The following is a 14,839-nucleotide window of genomic DNA, read 5'->3' as shown; positions in this document are numbered from 1 at the left end:
AGAGGAGTGTGGATGTGGTGTTAAAAGGAATAAAACTGTTATCAATGTGTGCCACAGCTATTTTTTTATCATCCGTCAGCTGGTTTATATGGGACAGGCGGACAAATAAAATCTATTTCAAAACCAGTCGGAAACATAAAGATATAGGAGACAGTTATGGAACGTAGCCTTGAAAAGAATGACAGTATGGCAATGATGTTTGCCGGAATCGGTACGGATTACCGGAAGATAATCCATAAGATTCCCGAGAAGCAAAGAGAAAGAATCCGACAGCTGTCAGCCATATTAAAAGACAGATATGAACTGGATATCGATGTCTATCTTAATGGTAATCCCCTGGATACAGAAAGTAATTTCTATAACTGGCTGACGATCTACACCTGTGACTATGCCATATACGAGTGGTATGCCTCCCACGGCGTGGTTCCGGACTATCTGATTGGGTACAGCATGGGGCTCATAACGGCACTGGCCTGCAGTCATGCCATTACGTTTGAGGATGGGGCCTTTTTACTCTATGAAATCAACCGGAAAGAAAGCAGAAAGGAGGGGATGGCAACCATCATCGGGTTTGAGAAGGATGAGCTTGTCCGGATCATTAAGGATAGCCAGTGTGAGGACAAGGTGTTTATCGCCTGCGAAAATAATCCCTATTGTTTTGGAATATCAGGTTATGAAAATTTTATTCAGCAGGTATGCGAATTGGCAGCGGAAAGAGGTGCTCTCAATATTTATGCCATTGATTCCAAATTTGCATTTCACACGCCTCTGTATCATAGACCGGAACGGGATTTATCAGTCAGCACAGCAAAGATCCAAGTGGTTGATTCCACCATTCCAGTGGTGTCAGCCATCGATCAGAGCATCTTGTGGAAAGCTCAGGATCTTTCGGAAGAATTGATACGGAACATGTACAGCACCATGAAGTGGGGGAGCTTAATTACCGCACTCTCCCAGTCAGGAATCAGACATTTTATTGAGGCAGGGCTTGGAAAGGGATTGACTAAAATCTCAAGATCCATAGAGGATACCTGCCGGTTCGATACCTTTGACACCGTAAGCAAAGACCTTGCCAGTCATGTCACTATAGGGGTATAGGTGCGTATTAAAAGGATAAAAAATGTTGGCTGACCATGAGGCTGGGGCTGCGGTTTTTCATTATGCTTATAAACTACTGATGAAAGGGAATTCAATCATAATAAAACGCTTCTATTGCCTGTGCGAAGAACTCTGCTGCACCCTCCCCATATTGTTGATCAATTGCTTGTTGACATTGCTTGTTTCGGTAGGACTGTGCAACCGCTAGCATCAGACCTTTTTCTTCTTTCATCTGACAGACCTGTTTCATAACGAAACCGTATTCACCGATAATCTCCTTGACTTCAAAAGAATTGAGATCACAATCACGTTTACCGATTAGCTTTTGGCGAATTGTATCCTCCCGTTTCTTGTAGCTTTCGGCAACTTCTTTACTGATCGGATTTTTGAGGGTAGATAAATAAGCGTCTTTCCCACCATACCACTCAACTACTTTTGCATAGCGTTTTTGCATATCTTCTGACGATACGACTTCAATATAATGCTTTTTCCAGCGTTCTATGCTGCCAAATTCACCAATGGCCGTTTGGCGCATTTCCTCCGGCATGCTGTCGAACATAAGTTGAAACATCTTCTCGATCTCTGTTTTGGTAAAAACCGAAAAATCCATTTTATTGTCTCCTTTCAGAACGTTATCTATGCTGGCAATCAAGCGTTCCATGCGTTCTTTTCTTTCAACCAGCATTTCTCTCTGCATTTGCAGAATTTGATTTCTATCAAGAGAGGGATTTTTCATGACGGCTTTGATATCTTTTAGAGGAATATTAAACTCACGAAAGAACAATATTTGCTGTAAAATTTCTAAGGCTTTATCGTCATAAAGCCGGTATCCAGCTTCACTTTTGTCTGTGGGTACAAACAATCCAATCTCGTCATAATAGTGTAGCGTGCGCGCGCTGACACCGGTGAGTGCTGATACTTCCTTTACTGTTTTCATATATCTGTCCTCCTGCTCTTGATAGGATAACTATACTCTATGACGTTCCGTGAAAGTCAATAGATTTTTTGAATATTGGAGTTACATACCGAGATCTATCCTCCTGCCGGCTTATTAATAATGAATAATACAATTCGTTTCATTCTAAACTTTTTATACACGATTTTGTTTGATACTTACAGATAAAAATTTTCTCAGCGTTTAAGAGCAACCTTTTTCTGGTGCCTTTTCTGAAAGGGAACGTATGGAGGAGGCATATTCGGTGGGGGTCATTCCGGTTATTTTTTTAAACTGCCTGGTAAAGTAGTGAATGGAGCTATAACCCAGGCAGTCTGAAATTTCCGTAAAGTTCAGCTGGTTGTTGCGGATTAATTGTTTGGCCGCTTCCGTTTTCTTATTTAAGAAAAAATCGATGACGCCACAGCCGTGGGATTCCCGGAATATTTTCTGAAGCTGGGATCGCCCGATCAAATTGTCACGGCAAATGGCTTCAATGGTGAGATGCTCTCTTAGGTGTTCTTCCATGTAGCGGACGATTCGGTTATGGATATCTCCATGGATTCTACTTTCTGCCGGGCGTTCCGTGAGAATCTGCTCCACATTGGAATTGTACTTACGATAGAGGTGGATGATCAACTCTTCCAGATAATTGCCGATGAGCTGTTCCGCGCCAAAGGAACCGACTGGCTGCCGTCTGGCCAGTTCTTCCTGATAGGGATCGTCAAGCCTTCCAGAAAATGCGTTCCGGGCTTCTATGATAATCTGGGCCAGCAGAGCTGCTTCCGTTTCCTGAACGGACAAAATTTTTCCTTTAAATGCTTTCATGCAGGGAGAATTGCATTCAAATCCCACTACCACCAGGTTGGGGGCAATCGTCCCATTGGTCAGTATGTTATGGAACTCCCCTGGACTGTGGAAGATGATGTTTCCCCGCTTTAAAGGGATCCGTTTCCCGTCTGCCATCACGTCAATGACGCCCTTGTCAACGCAGACAAATTCCCAGAAGTCGTGGCTTTCGCCGGGAAAAGTGAAGTTGCTCATGTATTCGAAATAGTGAACGGTTATAATTTTCTTTATGACGGCTGAGGGGCGGAGTGAAGTGCTTTTATAGGCCATGGGTTATCCTCTCTTTTGATGTTCGTTCTTTTAATTAGTATATCACATTCTCATGTAAGAATGAAAGAAGAGTACGATCATGCAAATAAAATAATAGATAGTGCAAATATTTTTTGAGCTATATTCATTATACTGAGGGTAATATATTTCAGAAGGTAACAGCAATGAATGGAAAACCGATTCTGGTGATTATGGCTGCAGGTATGGGCAGCCGTTATGGAGGATTAAAACAGATAGATTATTATGGAAAAAGCGCTTTTGTATCTATATACAATCAGTTGTCGGAAATTTCCGACGGTGAGAAGTGTCAGTATACCATGGTGGGCTAATTTACAGAGCTTGACGAATTACCGTTTTGAAGAGCGTGGACCGTTGGTACGGCGTCACTTACAAAGAAGATAAAGAAACAGTGGTGAATGCCATCAAGGAACTTAAGAAAACCGGTATTTATCCGGAAAGACTGTGGGAGGAACAGTAATGGGAGACGCACAATGTAAAAAGATCGGAGAGGCCATCGGTTTGCTGGCCTTCGAGGGAGAGATGATTTCATGTGAGCGATATGGAAGTGGTCATATTAACGATACGTTTCGTCTGGTTTGCAAGGACAGGGGAGTGATAAAGCCTTACATCATCCAGAGAATCAACCATGAGGTATTTAAGGATCCTGTAACTCTTATGAAAAACATCTCAGGTGTCACCTCATTTCTGCGTGAGACGATCATTGCTCAGGCTGGGGATCCGGACCGGGAGACGTTAAATATTGTTAAGGCGCGGGATGAGAAGGATTACTGTCAGGACAGCGAAGGAAACTATTGGAGAGGGTATCTGTTTATTGAGGGAGCTACTACCTACGATAAGGTGAGAAATCCGGAAGACTTTTACCAGAGCGGCAGAGCCTTCGGTCATTTCCTGCGCAGACTGGGAGAATACCCCGCCAAAGAACTGACAGAAACCATCTTAAATTTCCACAATACGCCGGTTCGCTTAAAAGCTTTTCAGGAAGCGGTCAAAGCGGATGTCTGCAACCGGGCACACCTGGTCAGGAAAGAGATAAATTTTGTGCTGAACAGGGAGAACGAGGCAGATACTGCAATGAAACTGTTGCGAGAAGGCAGGCTACCGCTCCGTGTAACCCACAATGATACCAAGCTCAACAATATCATGATCGATGACAAGACTGGCGAGGGCTTGTGTGCCATTGACTTAGATACTATTATGCCTGGGCTCTCTATTTTTGATTTCGGTGATGCCATCCGGTTCGGAGCCAATACGGCCGAAGAGGATGATCCGGATTCCAGCAGGGCATCCTTATCCTTGGAATTGTTTGAAATCTATACCAAAGGCTATTTGGAAGGCTGCAAAGAGGTATTGACGGCAGAGGAAAGGACAATGCTGCCTATGGGCGCCAAATTAATGACTTATGAATGTGGTATGCGTTTTTTAACGGATTACCTTCAGGGAGATACCTATTTTCACACCAGCAGGAATAACCATAACTTAGACAGGGCCAGAACCCAGTTTGCTCTGGTAGCAGATATGGAGAAGAAGTGGGTGGAGATGGTAGAAATTATAAATAAATTTCAATAGAGAAAGAATAGGGATAAAGGATGAAAATACTGGTGACAGGGGGTGCCGGATATATTGGAAGCCATACCTGTGTGGAGCTATTGGAGCTGGAATATTACCATAACAATATTACCGGAACCCTTATTTTGTGTGAGACCATGAGAGCCCATGTTTTACCCGTTTTAAAAGAAATTGTTCATAAGAACTTATAAGGCTCTTTTTAAATACACTTCTATTTAACACCTACGCTTCAGGAACCATTTTGGTTATATGGGGATTAGTATTTATACAATCTGGAAGTTCCCCGCATTTTTCCTATATTGAGAGGGAGAAATACCTTCCTGTTTTTGAAAAACTTTTGTAAAGTAGGAAGCATCATTAAAATTTAAGTCCGCTGCAATTTCATAAATGGGAGCATCAGAGAATTTTAGCATATTTTTTGAACGTTCTATTTTCAGTTTTATTATATATTCCGTAAAAGAAGTTCCTGTTTTTTGTTTAAAATATCTGCTTATATACTTCTCATTTAAATTGAATTCACAAGCCAGGTCACTTAAATTCAAATCGTCTAAAAAGTGGTAATCAATATAATTTAGTATTTCTTGAATATAATCTGTATATTTAGGCGGTACAGTAGGGGAAGTATCTTTTTTTTTCATTGATCCTAATATTTTGTCGAGGCAGTTATACAGATCATTTGGAGCAATCGGTTTTAGCAAAAAGTCAATAACACCACATTTTATTGCCTGTTGTGCATAAGTGAACTCATTGTAAGCAGTGATAATAACTGTATTTACATTAGGCAAAAAATTACAAATTTCTTTTTGCGCATCTAATCCATTGCATTGAGGCATATCAATGTCCATCAGGATAATATCTGGTAAATGCTGATGAGCTAACTTAATCGCTTCAAAACCGGTGGTTGCAGATCCAACTAAATGAATGTTGCGATAATGACGCTGAATAATTAGATTCAGGGCCTTTCTTTCCAATGATTCATCTTCGCATATTAAAAGTTTATACATACAATCCACCTCCTTTAGTGCTAACGGTAAGTGACTGGGAGAAGTATATCAATTTTAGTATAAGTGTACACTTTGCTGTCAATGGTTATTCCGTATTCCGAACCGTATAATTTTTTAATACGGGTTTGTGTATTCATTAATCCTAATCCAGAGGCAGGGTTATCAATATTTTCTTCTGTTTGCAGCAATTCAATGATATCCTCTGAAATACCACATCCATTATCATAAATTTGAATTAAAATATCATTTTTATGATTTTTATTCGTCTTTGAAATATCAATTCTTATAATTCCATTCGCCATACAGTCTTTTAAACCATGAATGAAAGAGTTTTCAACCAAAGGCTGAAGGGTCATGCTGGGAATGCGGCAGTCTCTGATGCTTTCATCTGCATGAATATGGCAGGCAATCTTATCCCCAAAACGTGCTTTTTGTATATTCAGGTAATAATTCAAATTGTTCAGTTCTTCTTCAATGGTTGGAGTATCAGAAGTATTTTTGATTGTATAACGCAAATAATTAGATAAATCATAAATCAGCTGTTCTGTCTCTTCAGATCCGTCAAGAAGTGCTGTACGTGCGATGGAGTTTAAGGCATTAAAAAGAAAATGAGGATTCATCTGTGCCTGAATCCTTTTTAAGGTCTGAGCAGAAGCAATCTGCTGTTGGCGGATTCGCTCAATTGTTTCATGATTGAGTTGCTGTTGGATGATGGTCTTATAGCTTTTTTCTGCGATATATTCGGCAAAAAAACTGTAAAACTTCAGACATGTCTGGATATAGTCTTCTGCAACAACAGGAATTTCTGCTACTGTCCGGTCTAAATCCTCTTTGCATAGATGAAATTTATTTGCCAGCTTTTCTGTATCAATTAATGCCCTGTCCTGTTCATGAATCAAAACCTGTCCACCTAAAACGCCGCCTAAAAGAACATCGTTAACAATAATGGGAGCAGCACAGTCTCTTAAACCACAGTGGCAATCGTACACAATCGAATGCCTCATCTCAAGTGAATGCTTCAAAGCGTAGTAGTCACATGATATACAGGCCTGTCGGCCCGCCTCAGAAGTACGGATTAACTGGCAAAATGTAGAAAAATTACTAAGAGAAGAAAATGGTTTCCCATCGATATTAACGGTTACTACAGAAAAGCTTACGATACTTGACAGCTCAGATTGAATTTTGCTGAATTCATCAAAGTCAATTAAATTCTCGAGTAAAAGATCAAATTCTGGATTCATGAAAAACTCAACTCCTCATTTTAGATATATAAAATAATAACATAGTTGACTGGTCTTTTCAATTCACTTTTACGAAGTGGTATTTTTCCCACCTTGAGTATCCCTTAAATAGCGGATAGTTAAAAAAAGAGGTAGAAATAATACCAGATCACAGATGGGAAAAATACTAGAACTACTTCCTGAAATCCTAAGGGAACGCAAATGTATGTGATAATATTGATAATGATAACAGGGAATCAACACTTTTATTTGTGAAAATGTAACATGCCATTTGCATGATTGCATAGATAAAAATAAAAATCTGGAGGTAATAAAATGGGACAGGAAGCATTAGGTTTAGTAGAAACAAAAGGATTGGTTGCATCAATTGAGGCAGCAGATGCAATGGTAAAGGCCGCAAATGTGGCTTTAATCGGCTATGAAAAAATCGGCTCTGGTTTAGTAACCGTAATGGTACGGGGGGATGTCGGTGCAGTGAAGGCAGCCACTGATGCAGGTGTTGCGTCTGCAAAACGTGTGGGTGAGGTTGTATCTGTTCATGTAATTCCAAGACCACATACAGATGTGGAGAAAATGTTACCAAAATTTCAGGAGAAATAATTCAGGAGAGGGTAGATCATGGATAAGGATTTATTAGATAAGATTTTAAGTTCTGTTACTGGTTCTGAGAATAAAGAGCAGACAACAGAAAAAGTGGAGACAGCTGCTTTAACTCAGTGCAATCTCACTGAGTTTGTAGGTGCCGGAATTGGGGATACAGTTGGCTTGGTAATTGCAAATCTGGAGTATCATCTGCATGAAAATTTAAAGCTGGATCCCAAGTATCGTTCCATCGGTATCGTGAGTTCCAGAACAGGTGGGGCACCTCATGTGATGTCAGCCGATGAGGCAGTAAAAGCTACAAACACAGAAGTTGTGAGCGTAGAATTCTGCCGTGATACAAAAGGCGGAGCAGGACATGGAAGTACGATTATATTTGCAGCAGAAGATGTATCTGACGCAAGACGTGCCGTAGAAATTATGCTGTCGTCTCTTGATACAAACTTTGGTAATGTGTATGGATGTGATGCAGGGCATATTGAGCTTCATTACACTGCCCGCGCAAGTTATGCGCTCAATAAGGCATTTAATGCTCCCATAGGAAAGGCTTTTGGAATTACGGTAGGAGCACCGGCAGCAGTAGGACTTCTTATGGCAGATATGGCTATGAAAACAGCAAATGTTGATATTGTTACATATGCAAGCCCTGCATCAGGCACATGTTTTTCCAATGAGATTATTGTGACATTTTCAGGCGATTCAGGAGCTGTCAGACAGTCTGTGCTGGCTGCAAGGGATGTGGGACTTTCCGTTCTTCGTGGTATGGGACAGAATCCAGTATCTGTTACGACTCCCACACTGTAAAATGGCACAGAAATGAGGTAGAGCATTTTGAAAGATGAAGCGCTGGGATTAATTGAAGTAATTGGTCTGCTTGCGGCGGTAGAAGCGGCAGATACTGGCCTTAAATCAGCAAATGTTTCTCTGGTGGGCATAGAGAATGCCACAGGAGCCTATTTTACTGTAAAGTTTTGCGGTGATGTGGGAGCTGTAAAAGCGGCAGTCACTTCAGCACGGGTAAATGCAGAAAAAGTCGGAACAGTAGTATCTGCTCATGTAATACCCCGGCTGTCCGCAGGGCTTAAGGGCTGGCTTATGACGGAAGAATCTGCGAAAGTGGAAGAAGCCACACAGGTGGAATCCAGTGAAAAACCGGCAGAGGAAAAAGAAAAGATAGCAGACAGCGAATCTGAGAATGAAAAAAATCCAGCATATACCTGCAATCTGTGCAAGGACCCCAAGTGTCCAAGAGAAAAGGGACAAATGGAGAAATTGTGCATTCATGCAAGAGGAAAGCGAGGAAATGGAACATGACCAGTCATCAGGAATTCACTGTAAAAGCAATATTGTCTATGGTGGAGAATCAGCCGGCGGAAAGTGGAATACCACTGGGAGTGTCAAACCGTCATATCCATCTGACCAGGGAGTCTGTGGAGATCCTTTTTGGAAAGGGATATGAGCTGACAAAGGCAAAAGATCTTGGACAGCCCGGGCAGTATGCAGCAAAGGAAACTGTGTGCATTGCCGGAAAAAAAGGCAGTTTTTCAAATGTAAGAGTGCTTGGTCCGGTAAGAAAACAAAACCAGGTTGAAATCAGCCGTACGGATGCATTTTCATTGGGTGTAAACCCACCGGTGCGTCTTTCCGGCGATTTGAGTGGTGCAGCAGACATCTGTGTAATCGGGCCAAAGGGGATGATGGTGATGAAGGAGAGCGTTATTGTTGCGAAACCTCATATCCATATGAGTCCTGCGGATGCCCTGCATTTTCAGGTAAATGACGGTGATACGGTATCTGTAGAAATTCCGGGTGAAAGAGGCTATACCATGCACCATGTGGTAATCCGGGTAACGGAGCAGTCCGCGCCGGAGTTCCACATTGATACAGATGAGGCCAATGCTGCAGGAACCCCGTCAGATGCCGTTGTTCAGCTGATTAAGTGAGAGGGATGGTAATATATGATCAGAGAGCAGACTGAAATGGATCGGTGGAATGAATATCTGCTCCAAATGAATGCAACTTCCAAAAAAGAATTCATAGATTTAAAACAATTTGTGCTGCCTCTGAAAGTAGGCGTGGACCTGGGAACCTCGAATATTGTGGTGACGGTCTTAGACCAGAAAAACCGCCCGGTAGCATTTGAAATGGAGCCAGCCAACGTAGTGAAGGACGGAATTGTGGTGCAATTCATAGATGCTGTCCGGATACTGGAAAAACTAAAAAGCAGACTGGAAAAACGGTTGAGCACGAAACTGGAAGAAGCAGCGACCGCAATTCCGCCAGGTATCATAACCGGAAATACAAAGGTGATCAGTAACGTGGTGGAAAATGCAGGTTTTCATGTGACTCATGTAATTGATGAACCGGAAGCTGCCGCCGTTATGATGGGAATCAGGGACGGAATTGTCGTGGATATAGGCGGCGGTACTACCGGTGTTTCAGCGGTAAAAGATGGCCAGATCTTATATTCCATGGATGAACCCACCGGTGGAACTCACATGACTTTAGTGATCTCCGGTGCCATGGAACTGAACTTTTCAGAGGCGGAGCAGTACAAAAAAAGCCAGGACAACTATCAGCAGGTTTTTACCATGATTCAGCCTGTTATGGAAAAAATGGCGCACATTACCCGTTCCTTTATGAAAGAACAGGAGGGGCCCATTTATTTAGCAGGAGGAACCAGCTGCGTAAAGGGAATTGAGACAGTTTTTCAAAAATATCTGGGGATTGCAGTTTATAAACCGAAAAATCCTTTGTTGGTGACACCCATAGGAATTGCTATGTCAATTCCATCTGTGAAAGAGAAGGCATAGTAATAAAATGATGGAAAAAGAAGAAATTATCAGAAATATTTTAAAAAGTCTTTTGCCAATGATGGATAAAAAGGCATTGGTTCTGCTGACTGGAGGTACTGCAGATTATCAGGAATATCAGACGATGGTAGACGAGCTGCTGCTGACAGAAGCCCAAATAGCGGTGACTCCGGCTTTTAAAAGCCTTGCATCCAGTGAAATCAAAGACAGGCTGGACTCACGCTATATTCTGGATGGGGAGACATTATATCGAGAAATAAATGAAATTAACATAATCATTATTCCGGTATTAACCAGAAATACTCTGGCAAAGGGAGCAATGGGAATTCAGGACAACTTAGTTTCCATGGCGATTGCAGCTGGCTTTATGAAGAAGATTCCCATTCTTGCAGTGACGGAAAACTGCAGTCCGAATAGCGGACATACAAGGGAAACAGGGATGAATCTCAATGAGTCCTATAATCGGATGATGGCTGGCTATGAGGAGCGATGGAACGAATTTGGAGCCATATTGATTGGGCGGGAGGAATTTTCTTCCCGGTTGAAGAAGATGCTTTATCCGGAAATCCCCATTTATTCAGAAAACCATTTACCAGAACAATCATTAGAGGTATTTCAGGTGCTGACCATGAAAGATGCACAGGGGTTCCGACCGGGACAGAGGGTCCGAGTATCTTCCAGGAGTGTCATCACTCCTTTGGCAAGAGAAGCATTAAACGAAAAGAACATTATTGTAGAAATTATTGAAAAGAAAAAGGGGAATCAGCCGTGATGGAATATGATAAGGACCTCCAAAGCATACAGGAGGTTAGAAATAAGGTGGCAAAAGCAAAAGAAGCACAGTCGTCTTATCAGGAGTTTTCCCAGAAACAAATGGATCAGGTCGTAAAGGCCATGATGGAAGCAGCACTTAAAAATGCTGAAATGCTGGCAAAGATGGCAAAAGAAGAAACCGGGTACGGGAAATGGGAAGACAAGATAGTTAAAAATGTTTTTGCTGCCAAGTATGTCTATGAGGCAATGAAAGATCAGAAAGTGGTTGGATTGATCCGTGATGACAAAGAATTGAAAGTGATGGAAGTAGGCGTACCAATGGGAGTCATTGCCGGCTTAATTCCATCTACAAACCCAACATCAACGGTTATTTTCAAATCCCTGATTGCCTTAAAGGCAGGAAATGCAATTGTATTTTCTCCACACCCATCTGCTGTAAACTGCATCAGGGAAACCGTGAAAATTCTTCAGAATGCAAGTGTATCAGCAGGAGCACCAGAGGGATTAATCGAGTGCATCAATGTCCCGACTGTGGATGGCACCAATGCCCTGATGAAGCATAAGGATATTGGTTTGATTCTGGCTACAGGCGGAGAAGCCATGGTGAAAGCGGCATACAGTTCAGGAACTCCGGCCATAGGGGTAGGACCAGGAAATGGCCCCGCATTTATTGAGCGCAGTGCAGATGTGAAAAAGGCAGTAAGCCAGATTTTAGAGAGCAAAACCTTTGACAATGGTGTAATCTGTGCGTCGGAACAATCTGTTGTGGTGGAAGCAGAGATGAAAGATACGATCGTGGAAGAGATGAAGCGTCAGGGATTTTATTTTATGACAGAAGAGCAGTCCGAAAAACTGGGAAGATTTCTGCTTCGTTCCAATATGACAATGAATCCGGTGATTGTTGGAAAAAGTGCTCAGGAACTGGCAAAGCTTTCCGGCATTGAGATACCGGGTGACGCAAAGGTTCTGGTTTCATTCCAGGATACAGTTTCTCACAAAAATCCGTACAGCAGGGAAAAACTAACAACAGTCCTGGCATTTTACACGGAGCCCACATGGGAAAGTGCCTGCCTGCGTTGTATGGAAATCTTGAACAATGAAGGAAAAGGCCACACCATGACGATTCATTCCCAGAATGAGGATATTATCCGTGAGTTCGCTTTGAAGAAGAATGTATCCCGTTTGCTGGTCAACACCCCTGCTACTCTCGGCGGAATCGGAGCTTCCACCAATCTTGTTCCGGCCCTGACACTAGGCTGTGGTGCAGTTGGAGGCAGTTCCACATCGGATAACATCGGGCCGGCGAACCTGATCAATATACGCCGTATCGCTTATGGAGTGCGTTCCTTAGAAGAAATGAAAAGGGAGATCCCAGCCTGTGGCTGTGTGAAGATGGAGCAGAAGGTCGAAACTTCTATACCAAGTGCAGAAGTGGAAGATCTGGTACGCCGGATACTGAGCGGAATCTGAGAGGATGTGATTACATGCATTTAGCAAAAGTAATAGCAAAAGTAGTAGCCACTCAGAAGACAGACAGACTGGTGGGTGGAAAGCTTTTGGTGATAAAGTCAGTGGATGAGACAGGAAAACTGATGGAAAGTGAAACTCCCTTTGTTGCCATTGATGCGGTTGGCGCAGGTGTCGGAGACTGTGTTTTGGTTGACTGGGGCGGCAGCGTAGACAACGATATGAGCATGGTGGGCGATATGTCCATTGTGGGAATTGTTGATACCATAGAATTTGAATAAGGTAAGGCGGGTATCAAAATGAAAAAATTTCAGATTAAGCCGGCAGTATATTTTGGTGCCGGTTCCATACAGGTATTGGATGAATTAATCTATGACAGGGTTCTGGTCATTACCGATCCGTTTATGGTTAAAAGCGGAAACATTAAACCTGTCACGAAACAGTTAAAAACGGATGCACAGGTAACTGTGTTCGACCATATTTATCCTGACCCGGATACCGCATTGATTGCAGAAGGGACGGAAGTTTTTATAAAGACAGATCCTGATCTGGTTATTGCCTGCGGTGGCGGATCTACCATTGATGCAGCGAAAAGTATTCTTTACTGCAGTGGGAAAATTGCAGAAAAAGATAAAAAGCGGGTGTTTGTAGCAATACCCACCACAAGCGGAACCGGATCAGAGGTTACTAATTTTTCCGTTATTAAAATGGATCAGCGCAAAATTCCGGTGGTCGATGATGCTCTGCTCCCGGATATAGCAGTACTGAATGGTGATCTGACAAAAACAGTTCCCCCGTCCATTACTGCCGATACAGGGATGGATGTATTGACTCATGCTTTGGAAGCTTATGTTTCTACTGATGCAAGCAATTTTTCAGATGCCCTGGCAGAAAAAGCAGTGGAGATTGTATTTGAATACCTTCCGACAGCAGTAAAGCATGGAAATGACTTAGAGGCAAGAGGATTTTTACACGATGCGTCCTGTATGGCGGGAATGGCATTTACGAATGCCTCCCTTGGAATTAATCATTCTCTGGCACATGCGATCGGCGGTGTATTGCACGTTCCACATGGAAGAGCCAATGCAATTTTACTCCCATGGGTGTTGGGTTACAATGCAGCCGATCAGAGAGCGAGGGAACGATATGGGATTCTTGCATGGAGGCTTGGACTTTCTCTTAAAAATGCTGAAAACGGAGCCAAAGTGCTGCAGGCAGCGGTAAAGATGTTGTCTGAAGCGGTTAAAATTCCGGCTTCTTTCAGAGAAGCAGGTGTCAAAGAGACAGATTTTTATAATAATCTGGACCAGATGACAATGGCTGCATCAGGAGATAACTGCACAAAGACAAATCCCCTCCAGCCATTAGCAGAGGATTTAAAGGATTTGTACAAAAAAAGCTATACAGGAGGAAAATAAGGGGATGAAGGAAAAAATACTGATTCCATGTTTGGCAGAGTTCCTGGGCACATTCATATTTGTTTCAATTGGATTTGCCTCTGTAGCGGCCATGGTGCTTAAAATGAGTGATATTAGTTATCCTTTTATGGCAGTATGCTGGGGTGGGGCGATTACGATTGCGATTTATATTGTGGGAGGTGTGAGCGGCGCTCATTTAAATCCTGCAGTTACGGCGGCATTGGTTGTATGGGACGGATTTGACAAGATAAAGGCTGTGTGTTACATCGCTGCGCAGACACTTGGTGCATTCTGTGCGGCCGCACTTGTATACTATCTGTTTTCTTCCGGAATAAGTGGAATGGAAGAAGTGAACGGATGGGTAAGAGGAACTGCAGAAGGAACCGGAGCTATGGGGATCTTTGTGACCGGAGCGGCAGCCGGGGTCTCCATGTTGAAAGCATTTATCAATGAAACAGTCATTACTGCAATGCTGGTACTTACCATATATGCAGTGACAGACAAGGAAAATGTTTCTGCACCCGACACGGGAATCGGAGACATTGCCATTGGTGCCATCGTTATTTTCTGTGGGATTGCCTTTGGACCACTGACTGGATTTGCCATGAATCCCGCCAGAGATTTTGGCCCGAGATTGTTTGTAATGGCAGCAGGCTGGGGAAAATATGGGTTAGGCAGCAATTTATATGGACTAATTGTTCCGATTTTCGGACCTTTTCTCGGCGGTTTTTTAGGCGGTGGAATATACAAAAAAGTCATTAAACCTTTGAGAGAAAAAATGTAG

17 protein-coding genes and 1 pseudogene are annotated in these 14,839 nt (G+C 42.6%); 14 read left to right on the top strand and 4 right to left on the bottom strand.

Annotated features, from left to right (window positions below; genetic code table 11):
- Positions 1-156: 156 nt before the first annotated feature.
- The gene (locus RZO55_RS10805) at positions 157-1,098 is read left to right on the top strand and encodes an ACP S-malonyltransferase (protein ID WP_318064288.1); all 942 of its coding nucleotides are present in this window, start codon (positions 157-159) and stop codon (positions 1,096-1,098) included.
- A gap of 91 nt (positions 1,099-1,189) precedes the next feature.
- On the opposite strand, the gene RZO55_RS10800 is transcribed toward RZO55_RS10805, so the two are convergent.
- A complete protein-coding gene (locus tag RZO55_RS10800) occupies positions 1,190-2,035 on the bottom strand; it encodes a MerR family transcriptional regulator (RefSeq protein ID WP_318064287.1) in 846 nt (281 codons plus the stop codon).
- Between the two features lie 201 nt (positions 2,036-2,236).
- Positions 2,237-3,151 carry a helix-turn-helix domain-containing protein gene (locus tag RZO55_RS10795; protein WP_318064286.1) on the bottom strand — a complete coding sequence of 305 codons (915 nt, stop codon included), beginning with the start codon at positions 3,149-3,151 and terminating at the stop codon, positions 2,237-2,239.
- Positions 3,152-3,315: 164 nt separating this feature from the next.
- On the opposite strand from RZO55_RS10795, the gene RZO55_RS25800 reads away from it, so the two are divergent.
- From RZO55_RS25800 to RZO55_RS10780, 3 genes and pseudogenes are all read left to right on the top strand, one after another.
- On the top strand, positions 3,316-3,480 hold the full coding sequence (locus RZO55_RS25800; RefSeq protein ID WP_336624286.1) for a hypothetical protein: 165 nt from the start codon (positions 3,316-3,318) through the stop codon (positions 3,478-3,480).
- Between the two features lie 148 nt (positions 3,481-3,628).
- Complete coding sequence (locus RZO55_RS10785; RefSeq protein ID WP_318064285.1) at positions 3,629-4,738, top strand: phosphotransferase enzyme family protein; 1,110 nt, start codon at positions 3,629-3,631, stop codon at positions 4,736-4,738.
- A 20-nt stretch (positions 4,739-4,758) separates the two neighbouring features.
- Positions 4,759-4,887 (top strand): annotated as a pseudogene (locus tag RZO55_RS10780) (NAD-dependent epimerase/dehydratase family protein); the annotation flags it as partial.
- A gap of 114 nt (positions 4,888-5,001) precedes the next feature.
- On the opposite strand, the gene RZO55_RS10775 reads toward RZO55_RS10780, so the two are convergent.
- Both RZO55_RS10775 and RZO55_RS10770 read right to left on the bottom strand, forming a co-directional pair.
- A complete protein-coding gene (locus tag RZO55_RS10775) occupies positions 5,002-5,742 on the bottom strand; it encodes a response regulator transcription factor (RefSeq protein ID WP_318064284.1) in 741 nt (246 codons plus the stop codon).
- A gap of 20 nt (positions 5,743-5,762) precedes the next feature.
- Complete coding sequence (locus RZO55_RS10770) at positions 5,763-6,983, bottom strand: sensor histidine kinase (RefSeq protein ID WP_318064283.1); 1,221 nt, start codon at positions 6,981-6,983, stop codon at positions 5,763-5,765.
- Positions 6,984-7,298: 315 nt separating this feature from the next.
- Between RZO55_RS10770 and pduA the strand changes: the two genes are divergently transcribed.
- The 10 genes from pduA to RZO55_RS10720 are packed head-to-tail and all read left to right on the top strand — an operon-like array spanning position 7,299 to position 14,839.
- Positions 7,299-7,583: a propanediol utilization microcompartment protein PduA gene (gene pduA / locus RZO55_RS10765; RefSeq protein ID WP_104437222.1), complete on the top strand. Its 285-nt coding sequence runs from the start codon at positions 7,299-7,301 to the stop codon at positions 7,581-7,583.
- An 18-nt stretch (positions 7,584-7,601) separates the two neighbouring features.
- Positions 7,602-8,387 (top strand): propanediol utilization microcompartment protein PduB, encoded by a 786-nt coding sequence (gene pduB / locus RZO55_RS10760; protein ID WP_318064282.1) that lies wholly within the window; start codon positions 7,602-7,604, stop codon positions 8,385-8,387.
- Between the two features lie 27 nt (positions 8,388-8,414).
- On the top strand, positions 8,415-8,897 hold the full coding sequence (locus RZO55_RS10755; RefSeq protein ID WP_318064281.1) for a BMC domain-containing protein: 483 nt from the start codon (positions 8,415-8,417) through the stop codon (positions 8,895-8,897).
- On the top strand, positions 8,894-9,526 hold the full coding sequence (locus RZO55_RS10750; RefSeq protein ID WP_318064280.1) for a phosphate propanoyltransferase: 633 nt from the start codon (positions 8,894-8,896) through the stop codon (positions 9,524-9,526). Before RZO55_RS10755 ends, RZO55_RS10750 begins: the two co-directional genes overlap by 4 nt.
- Positions 9,527-9,541: 15 nt before the next feature.
- Positions 9,542-10,396 carry an ethanolamine utilization protein EutJ gene (eutJ, locus tag RZO55_RS10745; RefSeq protein WP_318064279.1) on the top strand — a complete coding sequence of 285 codons (855 nt, stop codon included), beginning with the start codon at positions 9,542-9,544 and terminating at the stop codon, positions 10,394-10,396.
- A 7-nt stretch (positions 10,397-10,403) separates the two neighbouring features.
- Positions 10,404-11,168, top strand: a complete 765-nt coding sequence (locus RZO55_RS10740; protein WP_318064278.1) for a flavoprotein — start codon at positions 10,404-10,406, stop codon at positions 11,166-11,168.
- On the top strand, positions 11,168-12,640 hold the full coding sequence (locus RZO55_RS10735; protein WP_318064277.1) for an acetaldehyde dehydrogenase (acetylating): 1,473 nt from the start codon (positions 11,168-11,170) through the stop codon (positions 12,638-12,640). Before RZO55_RS10740 ends, RZO55_RS10735 begins: the two co-directional genes overlap by 1 nt.
- A gap of 14 nt (positions 12,641-12,654) precedes the next feature.
- The gene (locus RZO55_RS10730; RefSeq protein ID WP_318064276.1) at positions 12,655-12,918 is read left to right on the top strand and encodes a EutN/CcmL family microcompartment protein; all 264 of its coding nucleotides are present in this window, start codon (positions 12,655-12,657) and stop codon (positions 12,916-12,918) included.
- A gap of 18 nt (positions 12,919-12,936) precedes the next feature.
- Complete coding sequence (locus RZO55_RS10725) at positions 12,937-14,055, top strand: 1-propanol dehydrogenase PduQ (RefSeq protein ID WP_318064275.1); 1,119 nt, start codon at positions 12,937-12,939, stop codon at positions 14,053-14,055.
- A 4-nt stretch (positions 14,056-14,059) separates the two neighbouring features.
- Positions 14,060-14,839: an MIP/aquaporin family protein gene (locus RZO55_RS10720; protein ID WP_318064274.1), complete on the top strand. Its 780-nt coding sequence runs from the start codon at positions 14,060-14,062 to the stop codon at positions 14,837-14,839.

This window comes from Clostridium boliviensis (assembly GCF_033342255.1).
Lineage (GTDB): Bacteria > Bacillota > Clostridia > Lachnospirales > Lachnospiraceae > Lacrimispora > Lacrimispora boliviensis.
The sequence above is the reverse complement of the archived record's forward strand: the minus strand, read 5'-3'. Positions and strand labels throughout refer to the sequence as shown.

Bases quoted from the DNA above. Each gene is read 5' to 3' on its own strand.
- RZO55_RS10805 (WP_318064288.1), top strand. From the start codon at position 157: ATGGAACGTAGCCTTGAAAAGAATGACAGTATGGCAATGATGTTTGCC.
- RZO55_RS10800 (WP_318064287.1), bottom strand. From the start codon at position 2,035: ATGAAAACAGTAAAGGAAGTATCAGCACTCACCGGTGTCAGCGCGCGC.
- RZO55_RS10795 (WP_318064286.1), bottom strand. From the start codon at position 3,151: ATGGCCTATAAAAGCACTTCACTCCGCCCCTCAGCCGTCATAAAGAAA.
- RZO55_RS25800 (WP_336624286.1), top strand. From the start codon at position 3,316: ATGAATGGAAAACCGATTCTGGTGATTATGGCTGCAGGTATGGGCAGC.
- RZO55_RS10785 (WP_318064285.1), top strand. From the start codon at position 3,629: ATGGGAGACGCACAATGTAAAAAGATCGGAGAGGCCATCGGTTTGCTG.
- RZO55_RS10775 (WP_318064284.1), bottom strand. From the start codon at position 5,742: ATGTATAAACTTTTAATATGCGAAGATGAATCATTGGAAAGAAAGGCC.
- RZO55_RS10770 (WP_318064283.1), bottom strand. From the start codon at position 6,983: ATGAATCCAGAATTTGATCTTTTACTCGAGAATTTAATTGACTTTGAT.
- pduA (WP_104437222.1), top strand. From the start codon at position 7,299: ATGGGACAGGAAGCATTAGGTTTAGTAGAAACAAAAGGATTGGTTGCA.
- pduB (WP_318064282.1), top strand. From the start codon at position 7,602: ATGGATAAGGATTTATTAGATAAGATTTTAAGTTCTGTTACTGGTTCT.
- RZO55_RS10750 (WP_318064280.1), top strand. From the start codon at position 8,894: ATGACCAGTCATCAGGAATTCACTGTAAAAGCAATATTGTCTATGGTG.
- eutJ (WP_318064279.1), top strand. From the start codon at position 9,542: ATGATCAGAGAGCAGACTGAAATGGATCGGTGGAATGAATATCTGCTC.
- RZO55_RS10740 (WP_318064278.1), top strand. From the start codon at position 10,404: ATGATGGAAAAAGAAGAAATTATCAGAAATATTTTAAAAAGTCTTTTG.
- RZO55_RS10735 (WP_318064277.1), top strand. From the start codon at position 11,168: ATGGAATATGATAAGGACCTCCAAAGCATACAGGAGGTTAGAAATAAG.
- RZO55_RS10730 (WP_318064276.1), top strand. From the start codon at position 12,655: ATGCATTTAGCAAAAGTAATAGCAAAAGTAGTAGCCACTCAGAAGACA.
- RZO55_RS10725 (WP_318064275.1), top strand. From the start codon at position 12,937: ATGAAAAAATTTCAGATTAAGCCGGCAGTATATTTTGGTGCCGGTTCC.
- RZO55_RS10720 (WP_318064274.1), top strand. From the start codon at position 14,060: ATGAAGGAAAAAATACTGATTCCATGTTTGGCAGAGTTCCTGGGCACA.